11 protein-coding genes and 1 pseudogene are annotated in these 13,580 nt (G+C 67.7%); 1 reads left to right on the top strand and 11 read right to left on the bottom strand.

Annotation, left to right across the window (positions count from 1 at the left end; all coding sequences use genetic code 11):
* Window positions 1-814: 814 nt before the first annotated feature.
* Window positions 815-1,672 (bottom strand): alpha/beta fold hydrolase, encoded by an 858-nt coding sequence (locus tag ACLJWH_RS40555; protein WP_411146848.1) that lies wholly within the window; start codon window positions 1,670-1,672, stop codon window positions 815-817.
* Window positions 1,673-1,804: 132 nt separating this feature from the next.
* Complete coding sequence (locus ACLJWH_RS40560) at window positions 1,805-2,254, bottom strand: winged helix-turn-helix transcriptional regulator (protein WP_411146836.1); 450 nt, start codon at window positions 2,252-2,254, stop codon at window positions 1,805-1,807.
* Between the two features lie 66 nt (window positions 2,255-2,320).
* Between ACLJWH_RS40560 and ACLJWH_RS40565 the strand changes: the two genes are divergently transcribed.
* Window positions 2,321-2,974 carry an NADPH-dependent F420 reductase gene (locus tag ACLJWH_RS40565; RefSeq protein ID WP_411146837.1) on the top strand — a complete coding sequence of 218 codons (654 nt, stop codon included), beginning with the start codon at window positions 2,321-2,323 and terminating at the stop codon, window positions 2,972-2,974.
* Between the two features lie 116 nt (window positions 2,975-3,090).
* Here the strand turns inward: ACLJWH_RS40565 and ACLJWH_RS40570 are convergent, their stop codons facing one another.
* From ACLJWH_RS40570 to ACLJWH_RS40610, 9 genes and pseudogenes are all read right to left on the bottom strand, one after another.
* Window positions 3,091-5,625, bottom strand: a complete 2,535-nt coding sequence (locus ACLJWH_RS40570) for a TniQ family protein (RefSeq protein WP_411146838.1) — start codon at window positions 5,623-5,625, stop codon at window positions 3,091-3,093.
* Complete coding sequence (locus tag ACLJWH_RS40575; protein WP_411146839.1) at window positions 5,622-6,140, bottom strand: hypothetical protein; 519 nt, start codon at window positions 6,138-6,140, stop codon at window positions 5,622-5,624. Before ACLJWH_RS40575 ends, ACLJWH_RS40570 begins: the two co-directional genes overlap by 4 nt.
* Before the next feature lie 214 nt (window positions 6,141-6,354).
* Window positions 6,355-6,825 carry a hypothetical protein gene (locus tag ACLJWH_RS40580; protein WP_411146840.1) on the bottom strand — a complete coding sequence of 157 codons (471 nt, stop codon included), beginning with the start codon at window positions 6,823-6,825 and terminating at the stop codon, window positions 6,355-6,357.
* A gap of 103 nt (window positions 6,826-6,928) precedes the next feature.
* The gene (locus ACLJWH_RS40585; protein WP_411146841.1) at window positions 6,929-7,510 is read right to left on the bottom strand and encodes a DUF6262 family protein; all 582 of its coding nucleotides are present in this window, start codon (window positions 7,508-7,510) and stop codon (window positions 6,929-6,931) included.
* Window positions 7,507-10,131: a tyrosine-type recombinase/integrase gene (locus tag ACLJWH_RS40590; RefSeq protein ID WP_411146842.1), complete on the bottom strand. Its 2,625-nt coding sequence runs from the start codon at window positions 10,129-10,131 to the stop codon at window positions 7,507-7,509. Before ACLJWH_RS40590 ends, ACLJWH_RS40585 begins: the two co-directional genes overlap by 4 nt.
* Complete coding sequence (locus tag ACLJWH_RS40595) at window positions 10,128-11,291, bottom strand: tyrosine-type recombinase/integrase (protein WP_411146843.1); 1,164 nt, start codon at window positions 11,289-11,291, stop codon at window positions 10,128-10,130. The genes ACLJWH_RS40590 and ACLJWH_RS40595 overlap by 4 nt, the downstream gene beginning before the upstream one ends.
* 121 nt (window positions 11,292-11,412) lie before the next feature.
* Complete coding sequence (locus tag ACLJWH_RS40600) at window positions 11,413-11,820, bottom strand: hypothetical protein (RefSeq protein ID WP_411146844.1); 408 nt, start codon at window positions 11,818-11,820, stop codon at window positions 11,413-11,415.
* A 183-nt stretch (window positions 11,821-12,003) separates the two neighbouring features.
* On the bottom strand, window positions 12,004-13,233 hold the full coding sequence (locus tag ACLJWH_RS40605) for a serine hydrolase domain-containing protein (protein WP_411146845.1): 1,230 nt from the start codon (window positions 13,231-13,233) through the stop codon (window positions 12,004-12,006).
* A gap of 257 nt (window positions 13,234-13,490) precedes the next feature.
* Window positions 13,491-13,580: pseudogene (locus ACLJWH_RS40610) on the bottom strand (IS5/IS1182 family transposase); the annotation flags it as partial.

Below are 13,580 nucleotides of genomic sequence, written 5' to 3' on the forward strand. Positions count from 1 at the left end.
CTGCGGACCGTTTCCGTCGTGGACTCGACGAGCCTCTGTCCTGGCCACGATCCGGCGTGCGTACTCCAACGCTTCCAGGCTGGCCGGCCCGTTCAGGGCCGGGGCGTGCTCCCAGGCCGGGCTGTGCCACAGGCGAGGCTTCTGCGAATCCCGAAAGCAGAGCTTCCTGATGTCGGCGTGGTCCACGGAGACTGGCCATTCGCCCTCGTGCTCGCCATGGCTCAGACGGCATGGCTGAGCATGGATTCCGTGTACCGCAGGATCCACGTCGGCCACAAGCAGCCGGGCAAGCTCCAGTCGGCTCTCAAAGACCACGAGCCCAGCCATTGTTGCCGATGCACAGCGTCCCGAGTGGTGCATCTGCACTGTGGACGGAGCGAAAAGCGAACACCCGCCACGGTGCAGACCACGTGAAGTCCGCCACCCGCATCTCACAGAAGGTGACTGCACGCACCGAGGCATCGTCTTACCGGATGTCATGGCCAACTCGTGCCTCCTGTTGGAAGCAGGCTGGACTCTTGACCGCCATGACGGGAACCGTGGTCACTGAGTGTGGCCAGTGACCACAGACCCGTGAAATTGCTCATCCATCGCACATTTCACGTGTCTGTTGCCCATCGAAGCGCGGAACCTACATGCTTTGTAGGTTCCTCGTGATCGTGAGCACTGAGCCCTGCGGAAACGCCGGAATCCGGGTGTCGTGAGCACTGACCGCGTCGGTTCATGGTGAGCAATCGGGTCCCTGGTGGTCGGCGAGGGCGGTTACTTTCCGTTGTGCCACCTGGCTTCGTCCGGGGAACTTCGACAGCCGGGGTTATGACGACGGGGCGGTCGTGTCTCCCAGGAACGCTGCGGTGGTCTTCACGAACCGGTCGGCGTCGTCGAGCCACGGGTAGTGTCCGGCGCCGGGCTGGATGACGAGTTCGGCGTTCGGGAAGAGGTCCGCGAACTCGGCCATGGTGTGGGGAGGGGCTCCGAGGTCGGTTTCCCCGGCCAGGAGGAGGACGGGCGGGGTGAACTGGGCGAGTGCGGTGCGGGTGGTGTCCGGGGCGAAGGCGCCTTCGGCGCCGAAGGCGGCGACGATCTCTGTGTTCATCCGTTCGTCCCCGGCGGCCTGATGCCCCTGGGCCGCCTCGTCCCAGCGGCCGTAGGAGAACGGTGCGATGGCATTCCAGCTGTCGGCGGTGGCTTTGCCTGCCACGATCGCCTCCAGGGCCGCGAACGCCTCCGGGAACCAGGGTTCGTCCCGGCGGAGTTGTGCGGTCTTCAGCCGGAGGTCTCCTGGGATCGTGAGGCCCACGGCCCTGACGCTTGGTGTGATCAGCGCGAGCTTGCTGACGTTTTCGGGGTGGCGGCTCACGTAGAGCGCGGCCAGATTGGCGCCTGCGCAATGCGCGAGCAGGTCCATCTGGGTGAGGCCGAGGTGCTCGCGCAGGGCCTCGACGTCGTCGACGAGCCGGTCGCAGCGGCAGGAGGCGATGTCCTGTGGTGTCGCGGACTGGCCGGTGCCCCGGAGGTCCAGCCTGATCAACTGTCGGTGGGCGGAGAGGCCGCAGAGGTCGCCGAGGTAAGCGGAATCCGTCGGGCCTCCGGGCAGGCAGACCACCGGAGGGCCGTCTCCGAACACGTGATAGGCGAGCTTGGTCCCGTCGTGCGCGGAGAAGGCAGGCATGGTCGGGACATTGTCAGCGGCGTTCGGATCGGGCAACTGGGTTTCCATGACGTGCTCGTTGTGGAGTAGGTCAAGCGGTGCCTCGTGCTGGCTTGACCTGCGGGAACGCCAAAAGGGCTTGCCCGAGAGTCTTCATCCGGCTCGTTGAGTCTCTGACGGGGGCGCCGCCGAGTCCGATGGTCTCCGTGCCGCGTTCTCCTGGGCTTCGAGGAGTTCGTCACTGTGCTCGATTGCCCAGCGCCCGAGCGCCATCATGGGGCCCTCGACGAGGCTCTGTCCCAAGCTTGTCAGGCTGTACTCGACGCGAGGTGGCGCTTCGGCATGGGCGTGGCGGTCGACCAGGCCGCTGGAGAGCAAACGATGCAGGGTGTCGGTCAGGACCTTGTCGCTGATGCCGCCGATCATGGCGCGTAGCTCGCGGCGGCGACGCGGGCCCGCGCGAAGTGCCGCCAGCACAACGGGATCCCAGGTGTGGGCGAAGAGATCGGTGGCCGCGCGCACACGGCAGTCAGCGACCAACTCGGAGCAGTGGCCTTCGTGATCAGTCATCTCGTCGCCCATCATCGCGCGGCCGTTGCGCACCGACCGGTGCGCAACGCCTTCCTTAACGTGACTGCCCGACTGACTGCCACTTGAGAGGAAGCGACGATGCGCATCGGGATTCTGGGAACAGGGACGCTGGCGGCGGCCTTGGGCGAGGGCTGGTCACGTGCAGGGCACGAGGTGTCGATCGGCGGGCGGTCGCAGGTCAAGGCGGAGAAGCTCGCCGAGCGACTGGGCCACGGAGTCCTCGCCGTCGCGCCGCGTGAGGCGGTCATCGGGCGCGATGCGGTGCTGCTCGCCGTGCCCTGGGACGGCGTCGAGGACATGCTGGGACTGGCGGGCGCGTCCGACGGCTTGCTTGAGGGGACGCCGTTGATCGATCCCACGAACGCTGTCGCGCATGGTGTCGGCGTTCTGCTCACCGAGCACGGCGAGTCGATGGCGGGGCGGATCGCAGGGTTTGCTCCAGGAGCTCATGTCGTCAAGGCGTTCCATCTCTTTCCTGCTGGTCAGTGGACGAACTCCCCCGGCGGTGGCCCCTCCGGCGTGACCGTGGCGATGTGCGGCGATAGTTCTGCGGCACTGCATGTCGTCGGCGAGTTGGTGCGTGACGTCGGCGGGACGCCGGCGATTCTTGGGGGGCTGGATCGTGTCCGCCAGCTGGAGGAGGTGGCGGGTTTCGTCATTGGACTGGTGTTCGCAGGTTTCGACCCCAACTCTGCTGTGCCTCGTGTGCCCTCATCGCCTGTGATGGACTGACCCGTTGTCCGCATCAGACGGGGAGAGCCGGTCCAGACCTTCGCGTCCGAGGGCAGCGCGCACTGATCGCGTCATCCGGGATTGAGCATCCTCCTGCTTCTGACCTTGTGTAGCGGTCAGGGTGCGCGGTCATCGAGCACGGAGAGGAGGCGAACGGCTTCGTCAAGAAAGCGACGTCCGTCTTCCGTGATGGTGAGGGGCCGGGACCGTCCGGTGCCGATGATGGTGAAGCCCACGGTCGCCTCGATCCGCTTCAGTTGGTAGTTGAGAGTGCCCCAGGTCACTCCGAGTTCGGCAGCGGCGTCCTGAAGAGTGCGGTGTCTGGAGATCACCGTGAGGTGGTGTAGGCGCTGGATGGAGTTCTTCGTCCGGCTGACGGCGTGCATCGCGGGGGACAGATCGGTGTCGAGTGACGCAAAGGGGTTGGTGAACTGACTCGTGGGGTGTCGAGGGATGCCCCATTTGTTCACGAGTCGCATCACGTCGTCTTTGCGAACGCCCAGTTCGCGCGCGATGTCAGGTGACGAGCGCCCCTTGTGGTGGTACTCCGCTTCCAGCCAGGTGCGCGAGATGCTCTTCTCCAGGTGGCCGGCTGGGCGGCGTCGGCGGAGTGGGATGCCCGCTTCGTCGAGTGCGTGCCGAACGGTGCTGATGCTGCAACCTGCCAGCTCGGCGATTTGATGTTGCCGTAACTGCTGTTCTTGGTAGAGCTGTTGAAGGCTCCGTGGGGCCAGGACTCCCTGTCGTGGGGTGCGTCGGCCTGGGGCGGGTGGCTGCTGCTGGACGGGGTGCGGTGCGGTGGTGCCGAAGGTCTCGACCGCGAGGAGGAGACGGGCGTCGTCCAGGTCGAGCAGGTGGGCGAGCTCGGCGGGCTCTGGTCCGTTCGCGGCATGCTGTGCGAGCTGGCTGCGGTTGATCGTCTCAGGGCCGGGCGGAAGGCTGGCATCCGTGATCCAAGTTGGTGGGGGTTCCCAGGAGACGGGCTCGTCGATGCCGTGGGCTTCCAGATTCGTGGCCGCCTGCGCATGTAGGAGTTCGTGCAGATCGGGGTGGAGCCGGTAGCGGAAGGATAAATGCCCAGCGGGTGTGCGCGAGGCGGCGCCGGGGTCGGCGCCGAGTAGCAGTCGTGCCAGCTGCCAGTGCAGGCGCTGGATGCGGATGGGGGCATGGGATCGCCAGCCGTGCCGCTGGCAGAGCTCCTGGTAGGCGTGGTGATCGAAGGCGACGCTGTCGGGGCTGAAGAGTCTGCGACGGCGGGCATAGTCGATCGGGACGGCATGGCTGTCCAGGGCCTTGGCCAACTCTGGCAGGACCGTGACCAGGGTCTCAGCTCCCGAGAGCGTCACGGCCGCGTCCAGTGCCCGGCGGTTGCTCTTGGGACTGGTGTTGCCCATGAGCGACGCTGCTGGCAGGTAGTCCCAGTTCGTGCCGGGCAGCAGCATCAGAGAGGCGCATGCCCGCCGGAACCCGGCGACGGGGGCGTCGGTCTCGACGGGCAGGAGGCGGAAGGCCCAGGACGGCCAGATCATGGCGGGGAGCTTCGACGCCCGGTGGCGTACGTCCTCGTCACTGCGGTCGGGCCAGGCCGGGGCGGGGGTGGCGGTGCCGTAGCGCAGGCGGGCAATGAAGGTGAGCTCGGAGTCAGCGGCCGAGAGCATGCGGTTGACCACGCGGGGCCCGGCGGGCAGCCACTCGGAGATCTTGCTGGCGGCGTAGTTGCTTCGGGGGACCCGCGGGCGGTGAGTGGACAGTAGCCAGGCGAAGACCTCGTCGCAGGCTGGATGGCCGCGGTCGGTGGCGATCACGGCCACTGCGGTGCCGACGGCGGTGTTGTGGGCGTCGCTGGCCTCGTCGCGGATGGCCAGGGCGGGCAGGGCGCCGCCGCAGTCGTCCAGGATCGCGTCGACTACTGACGGAGCGGAGGGAAGTTCGTGGATGCCGCGTAGAGCCCGTCGGGCGAGGACGTGGAGTTCCTGACCGCGGGTGCGGGCTTCCCCTGCCACGGATGTGCCCAGGATTTCGCGGTTGACGGCGTGTTGAGCGGCGAGGACTGCCCCGTCGTGCCGCAGTGCCGGGGCGGGGGACTCGGTGAGCGGGTAGCCGCAGCGGATGGCGCGTCCGGTTTCCGTCGCGTGCAGGCAGACGCCGGGAGACGACGGTCTGCCTCGTCCCAGGGTGCTGACCGGCGGAGGACGCCCGCAGACCGGGCAGTAGTCACAAAGCAGCAGCTCGTGGCGGACGCAGGCGAAGGACCACGGCAGCCGCCAGGACAGGGGCCACCGCCCTTGATTGTCGGCCAGGCAGGCGGGACAGAACCGGCTGCGTGAGCCGTAGTGCCGCCAGGCCGGCGGTCTGCCCATGGTGCGATTGTCCGGGTCGATGGCCACGGTGACACCGTCGAACCGGTCGAGTGTCATAACGGCCAATGCTTCGGGTGGCAGGCCGGTGCGTTGGGCGAGGGCATCACGTTCGGCGTGTGTCAGCCTGCGGACCATGAACCCCGGGTCCGTCCCTGACAGCCCGAGGAAGCGGGTGAATTCTCCACCGCTGACGGCCAGTCGGCGGGCGTATGCCTCGATCCAGCTGTCGAGGGCTTCGCCCTCGACGGGGGCAACCCAGAGCGGGATCCGCTCGTCGGTCCACCGCGTCATGCCGACTTCCTGCGGCGCTCAGCCGGGGACGTCGGGCGGGTGGTGAGCAGGCCGGCCTCGATCGCGGCTTCGAGTTCCTTGCGGGCTGCCTCCGCGGCGGCGTCGTTCTTCACCTGGTTCATCAGGTCCTCATCGAGGCGTTCGTGGCCGGAGCGGATCGCGCGCAGGCAGCCGCGGTTGACCAGCGCCATGAGGGAGGCGAAGTGTCCGGTAGAGCGTGCGTAGAGATAGTCCGACAGGTCCCGGGCGAGCATCCCGGGGTACTTCTCGGCCAAGACGAGCTTCTGCTCGATCGTCTTGAGCAGGGTGTGCCAGTGCTGGCGGCCCTCGTCGTCCTCGATCTGGAATGGTGGCAGTGTGAGCGGGGTGGTGCGGCGCCCGAACTGGGCGAGTTCCGTCTCCTTGTCGGAGAAGCCCTCGCGCAGGACACCACGCTGCTGGACACCGACACCGACACCGACGTAGATCAGGGTGACGGGGAAGACATGCGCCAGGTACTTCAACTGATTCGCCATGCGGACCGAGTTGGAGTTCGCCCCGGCGAGGAAGTGGATGTCGTCGATATTACTGACCGTAGGAGCTCGGATACCGGCTCTGAACTGCGACGATTCATAGACTACATGCCCGCGACGTGTCGTTGGGGCAGTTGCTGCAACTTGCCCGAGTGGTCTCGTGCCGGAGCCCCGGGACGCCATTGGCGTCCCGGGGCTCCGGCGTTTGTGGTGCAGTTCAGGCTGCGTTGGTCAGGACGGTGATCCTGCGCCCTGCTGGGACCGACAGAACCGCGCTTCCGTCGTTGTCGACGACGAGAGCGAAGCCGTCGATGACGGCTCGGCGGGCGGTTCCGTCGTCTTCAGCGGCGACGGTGCCGTTGATCAACACGGAGGTGTCGAGGTATTGGATCGGCCGGGCCATGCCGCGGACACCCCAGGGCTTGCCGGGGTTAGGGGTGCCGATCAAGTGAGCCCAGGCCGCCGAGGGAGTGCCCGTGAAGGTGACCCATTCATCGGCGTCGCGGGTCCATCCCGTCACGTCATAGACACCCACCACAGTGTTGTCGTGGATGCCAGCCACGACGTCGCCGTACTTTTCGATCTTCGCGTCACTGACCTTGTACCACTTCCGAAGAATGGAACTCTCCGGCGTGCGCTGGCCGTTCAGTACCTCCAGCCAGCTGTTCGGGACGTGCGTCAGAATCATCCGAGCCCCTTCCGGCCTGATGTTTGCCATACATCTACGATGAATGAACTTTGTCAGAGTCGGCAGCCCCGCCGCCACCGCTTTGCGGAAGTTGAGCTCGGGGTCATGAACCGGGGCTGGCGATCTGTGCTTCGAGGTCGGCGACGCGTCGGTCCTGGAAGCGGAGGTTGGAGCGGGCGGCCTTGAGTCGCTCGTCGAAGGTGCGGTTGTCGGTGGTGAGCTGGCGGACTCGTTGTTTGAGGGTGGTGTTCTCGGTGGTGATCCGTTGGATGGCTTCCTCGGTCCACTCGGCTTCCACGTCGCGTATCTGGCCAAGGAGTTCACCGATACGGGTCCTCTGGGTGAGGATCTCGCCGTGGGCGGTCTTGAGGGCGTCTTCGGCGTTCAGGGCGCGTTCGCGCCAGGTCGTCTCTCGTTCCTCGTCCTGGTCGGCGAGCAACTGGGTCCGGCGGTCTCCGACCTCGGCCATCGCGGAGGCGATGACGGCTCTGGCCTCGGGATTGTCGTAGAGGAAGGTGCGGGAGACGTCCGCGCGACGGGCGACGGCGGCAACGCTGACCTGGGCCTTCTCGCGCCGGAGTCGGGTGATGGCCTCGCTGACCCGCTTCAGGGCGGTCTCGGTCTTGTGGCGGCGGGCGGCCAGGGCGGCGGCGGTGCGGGGTTCGGGAACGGCAGCGGTCTTCATGCGATGTCCTGCTCGGGGTCGTTGTCGTCGGTTGTGTACGTATCGCTGTACTCGTTCTGCTCCTCGTCGCCCGCGTCGGCGAGGTCGGCGGCGCGGAAGGCGGTGGACCAGACGCGGTGGAAGTAGTCCTGGGGTTTGCGCAGGTCCAGGGCGAGGGCGTCGTCGAGGAGACCGAGGCCGGCCAGGGCCTTCTCCAGGCCGTCGATGGCGCGGGCGGTGGGCTCGAAGTAGGCGTGCAGGTAGTCGGCGGTGGCGTCGTCGGGGGCGCCCTCGGCCAGCAGCCGCCATTGTTCGCGCTTGCGCTGCCAGTAGAGGAGGTCTGCGCCGGACAGGACGAACTTGTCGCAGTTGTGGCAGTCGAGGTTCCAGGGGCAGGCGCCGCCGTCGACGACGGGCTGGAAGGTGCAGAACCCGCCCTCGGCGGGGGTGCTGCGGCGGGCGAGGTCGATGGCGAGGACCTGGGCCCGCTCGCGGGTGAGCGGGGTGGTGTCACCGGCAAGGAGTTCGCCGGGTTGGGCGGTGCCGGGGCCGGCGACCCAGACGTGCTGGAGGACGTTTTCCAGGTCTTCGCTGGTCAGATGGACGTAGTGCTCTGCCATCCGGTCCGAGACCTGGCCGAGATAGCGGCGAATGTGGGTCAGGGTGGCTCCCGCCCGAAGCAGGCTGGTGGCCAGCGTGTGGCGGGCCTGGTGGGGGACGAGCTGGCCGAGGTCGAGCTCGGTAATCCATTGCCGGAATCGTCGGTGGAACCACTGGTAGGACAGGGCGGTGGAGCCGTCGGGGTTGCGGACCTTGCTGGTGAACAGGGCGAGTTGGGCGCGTTCGGCACTGGTTGGGCGACGTCCGTGCCGGGCGACGAAGCGGTCCAGCGTCTTGCGCTGCCGCTCGGCGAGAGTGTCGTAGAGGCTGTCGGGGATGCGTATCGCCGTGTCGTAGTTGCCGACCTTGGTCTGGTCGTGCCAGAACATCGCCAGACCGCCGTAGCGGCCGATGCAGTTCCAGCGCACTTTGAGGACCTCGTTCACGCGGCGACCGGTCACGACGATGGTCTCCCAGACGTCCCGCATCCCCTGGTCATCGGGATCGTGGGTCTGTGCGAGGTGGGCGAGATTCGCCTCGTCGGCCAGGGCGCGGGCGACCTCGTCGGGGAAGGGCCGCCGGGCCCGAAGCGGCTCGCCCCCGGCGAAGGGCATGGCGATGATGAACTCGCGATCCAGGCCGAGCTGTTCGGCCGCGCCGTTTTCCAGCGCGTGCCGCAGCAGCTTGCGGACTCCGTTGAACACGTCGGTGCGGGTGACGGAGGTGACCGTCGACAGCTTGCCGTAGAGCCCCTTCATCACCAGCGAGGGCAGCCCATGGCGTTCGCGGTGCTGCTGATCGGCGATGAAGCGGTGCATGATCTCCACCCGCAAGATGCTCGGGTCATGGCCGCCGCCCGGGGCGTCGACCTCCATGAACGCGCTCAGCTCGGTGCAGGCCCGGCGAATGCCGTCGATGGGCATCGCGGTGCGCGGGCGGTGGGGCGAACGGATGAGCTCCGCGGTGTAGTCCCAGAGCAGGTCACGCAGCCAGCGCTGAGTGATGCGAGTCAGGTCGATGTGGCTGGCCCGGTGAGGGAAGCGGATGCCGAAGTGGTCGGTCTCAAGGAACCCGGCATCCCGCGTCTGTTCGGGCGTGAAATAGACCAGCCGCAGGTAGTGGAGCATCTTCTTCACGATCGAGGTGTGGAAGCGCGGGAAGTCGTCCAGGTCCAGGTCGGTCAGCGAGCCGGCGTCGCGTTCACGCGCGAGGTTGACGAGCTTCTGGATCCAGTCCAAACGCCAGATGCTGTGCCGGTCCTGCTGGGTATGGGCAAACAGGGCGTACTGGATCTCGGCTCGCAGCAGCGGCCGCAGACCGCGCAGGTTGACCAGTCCCGGCCGCGGGGCCGGCTCGACCGTCGCGCACCATCCGCGGAAGGCATCCTCGTCCGTGCAGGAGACCGGAACGGAGTGTCCCTGGCCCTCATAGCGCTGCCACCAGCTGGCCGGAAGAGCCGCCCCGCCAGGGCGGCGGTCGCGCTTGTATCGGTGCCAGTGCCAGCTGCACAAACCCAGCGGCGACTCTGCCAGCCCGGGGCAGACGGTGACCTCGCAGTTTCCGTAACCCTCGCGGGGCGCCTGCTCAGCAACCCACTGCTCGAAGTCCGCCGCGGAATCGCGCGGGGCGACGTGGTAGTTCCAGGAGCTGTAGTGGTAGCGGCACAACCGCAGGTCGGTTCGCGGCTCCGCCGGCCGATCGGGGCAGATCATGCACGGGCCCTCGCGCTCGAACTCGGCCCGGGACAGCGGCTGTGCCGCGGTGAGGAACTCCGCCCGCGTCGTGCCCGACTCCCGTGCCTCTCCCCACTGACGAAGGTGATTGGAGCACAGGTCCGTCCCTCCGGACCGGACGCGTTCGCAGGCGCCGACGACGCATCCCCACTGGTAGACGGGGTGGTCTTGAGGAACCCGTACGAGTACTCCACGGAAGATCGGGTCGAAGGACGGGCCGCCGATCAGCGCAGTGAGGATCTCCAGCCTGTCGCGGCCCTCGCGGTCGGGGCGTTCGGTGTAGAGCGGCAGCAGCGAGTTCGCGGTCACTTCGTCTCACCCCAGACCGAGCGCAGTGCGGCATCGAAGACCGGGTCGTGGACATCGACATGCCCATAGACCTCATCGACCATCGCGGCCGACGCCCAGCCGCCTGCGTCCCGGGCGATCAGGGTGTTGCCGTCCGCGGCATCGAGAACCGCCGAGGTAAAGGTGTGCCGGAAGGCATGGGGTTTCACCAGCCCCAACCCGGCGCGTTTCCCGGCCCGGCCGAGCATCCGGCGGGCGCCGACCGGTGCCCACGGCTGGCCGGTATCGGCGCCGTGCAGCTGGACCAGGAGCATGCCGTGCTCGGCGCCGCGCGGGTACTCGGTCGTCATGTACTCGAAGTAGGAGTGCACCATCGCGGGGCTGACTCGCTTGATCAGCCCGCCGGTCACCGTCCCGCGCTCGACCCGCCAGGAGTGCTTGGTCTTGGCCTCGGCCCGGTTCGGATTGCCGGGCCGGTGGCAGACGTGCAAGTGCGGGGTGCGGCACTCGCCGCAGGCCGCGTTCTCCCGCAGGTGCAGATCGACCAGGTGCAGCCCGCAGAGCTCGCCGATCCGAAGCCCGCCGTCGGCGAGCCAGTCGACAACCAGCCGGTCCCGGGCGGCGTTCACCGTCCCCAGCAGCCTCTCCCTGGCCCCCTCGGGCAGCATCTTCGGATGGCGGCGGTGCGGCCCCTTCGGCGCCAGCGGGTTGGTGGGCAGCGTGTTCTTCACATGCCCGAGAAACGAGCGGTGCCTGTCCGCCCGCGTCGGCAGCCGGGACTTGTCGAGCTTCTTGCCGAGCTCGCCGTTGATGCCGCGAGAAGCCTGCTGCAGGTAGAAGCCCTTCAGGCACGCGGCCGCCGTTGACAGCGCCGAGCGTCCGTAGGGGCGCTTGCCCACCCGCCACGGTTCTCCGAGGGGTATACGCACCTCGGCACCGACGATCCCCATGTACCGTTCCAGGTCCCGCAGTTGGACCGTGTCGAAGGCCAGGCATTCACGCTCCAGCCACCGCAGGTGGTCCACCAGGTAGTACGCGTACGTCTTCTGCGTGCCCGAGCCTTCGTGCTCGCGCAGGAACCGGTCCGCCTCCGCGTGCAGTGTTCCCTCGGGCCAGACGATCGTCCACGACCGCTGCCCGTCCTTCCGCTCGATCCGCTGGACCCTCAGGTCCCCAACCACGACATGCCGTACCACTGCGTCCTCCGTACCGACTCCAGAACATGACAGACGTCCCAGACACGGTCGGTAAACAAGCCAGGGACGTACTGGTCACAGTCCCAGACGGACATCACGGGCAGGACTACGGGCGGTCGGTAAAGTCGATGATGATCGCGGCTGTCTTCATGGACAGCACTGCGTCCACGGCCCGTTCGGCCAGGGTGTCGGCGTTCCCGGATGTGGGCAGCCCGTAGAAGCGACAGATCGCCGCGTTCAGACCGCGGATCTGCGTGTTTCCGCTCAGGGCGATGTAGATGACCGGGACAGGTCTGACGAGGCGGCCGGGAGCCGGTCGGCGAGGCCGGTGACGGTCTTCCGTGTGATCGCGAGGTGTCCGAGGTGGATCTCGGCCTCCCTCAGCCGGGCCTGCGGCGTTGTAGCGGGCTTCGAAGGATCGGATCCGGTCCCTGACCTGGGTGAGGTCGGTGAAGTCGGTGGGCGGGACGACCTTGCGCTGCGCGACGGAGAAGTAGATTTCCACCTGGTTCAACCAGGAGGCGTACACGGGGGTGTCGACCATCACCGCGTTCGGGTCGCCGTCACATCCTCTGTACCAGAAAGCCCAGCTCAGACCCTTTCTGAGCTGGGCTCGTCTCGGTTGCGCAGCAGCCTGACGGCACGGGCGGGCAGCCGTGTCAGCGACCGCGTGAGTGCCTCACCCGGCTCTCGGGTCTCACTTCTTCGCGCAGAGAGCCTCGTCGATGAGCCGCTCCGTACGCCCGTCGCGGTCCTCCAGGGCGAGGTTCGTGGACCGCAGTACGATCGCGCCCCGCTTGCCTTTGTCGGTGAAGCCGTTGGCGTTGAGGTGGCCCAGGGTGGTTCCGCCGTGGCCCCAGTAACCGCCGCCGCAGGCCAGCTCGCGCCAGAAGATCCCGAGCCCCGCCCGCTCCTTCGCCCCCGACGCACCGGCGGGGACGGGGACCGTGCGCTGCATCTCCGCCAACTGGTCCCGCTTCAGCAACTCCCCTCCGAGCAGCCCCTGCCAGAAGCGCGCCAGATCGTTCGAGGTGGTGATGAGGTCTCCGGCCGACCTGCCCCAGGACATGTTCACCTGGGTGGCTTCGACCAGCGCCCCGGCCGGCTTGTACTGCATGTAGGCCTTGGCGTGCGGCTGGGGCAGGCGGGGGTCGTCACCCGGTGAAAAGGTGTGCCGCAGGCGGAGCGGCTCGATGATCCGGTCGTGGACCTCCTCGCTCCACGGCCGTCCCGTCACCTTCTCGATGATCATCCCAGCGAGGATGTAGCCGGTGTTGGAGTAGGAGAAGCTGTGGCCGGGCTCGCCGACCGGTCGGTCCTGCAGGGCCATGGCGACCAGCCGGCGCTGCGTGTACTGGTCGAAGCGGTGCTCCTGGAACTGCTCCTCGCCGGCGAGGACCGGCAGGTGGGATATGTAGTCGGGAAGCCCGCTGGTGTGCTGGAGCAGCTGTCGAACGGTAATCTTCCGGCCGTCGTTGCCGTGGCCCCGCACCAGGCCCGGCAGGTGCTTCTCGACGGTGTCGTCCAGTCGCATCCGGCCCTCACCGACGAGCTGGAGCACCACGGTCGAGACGAAGGTCTTGGTGTTGCTGCCCATCCGGAAGTAGCCCTGCTCCGGCATGGGCCGATCGGTGTCGCGCTCGGCGGTGCCGCTGCTCAGGGAGGTCCGCTGCTTCCCGTCCATCAGTGTGGCCTGGGCGCCCACCACGCCTTCGGTACGGACGATATCGTCCAGTGCCTTCTGGGTCACGGTCCGCTCGGAGTCACCGGCCGGACGCTGCGACTGGGGCTGGGCCCAGGCCGCGGCACCCGGCGCCGCCAGAGCCGCCGTGAGGACGGCCACCGTCACGATGCCAAGGGCAACCCCCTGGCGCAGGGCGCCGGAACGGGGGTGGGCGCCGGGGGCGGAGGTACGTATGCGCGTCATGCTGAGGGCCTCACGTCGATGGGTACGATCCGGGGTGCACAATGGCCGGGGGCCGGCGGGAGATGTCCCGCCGGAGCCGCGCCCCAAGATCATTCAGCCACGACCTGGCCCGTCCGGCCCATGGTGCCCACACCCAGACCGGGCATGCAGTCAATGCCACCGCCGGGGTGGGGTAAACCCCAAGTCCTTCGCGAACCGACCAGCACGGAGGCGGGGCCTGAGAGGGCATTTGATCTAGGCAGATTGCCCTTTCTGCCCTAGTAGGTCCCTCGCCAGGTAGGGGTGGCTTCGTCCGTTATGCGCTTGGCGAGGTTGTCGATCGACGCGATGTGGATCATGGCTTTGGA

The sequence above is a fragment of the Streptomyces sp. x-80 genome, assembly GCF_046549095.1.
GTDB classification, from domain to species: Bacteria; Actinomycetota; Actinomycetes; order Streptomycetales; family Streptomycetaceae; genus Streptomyces; species Streptomyces celluloflavus.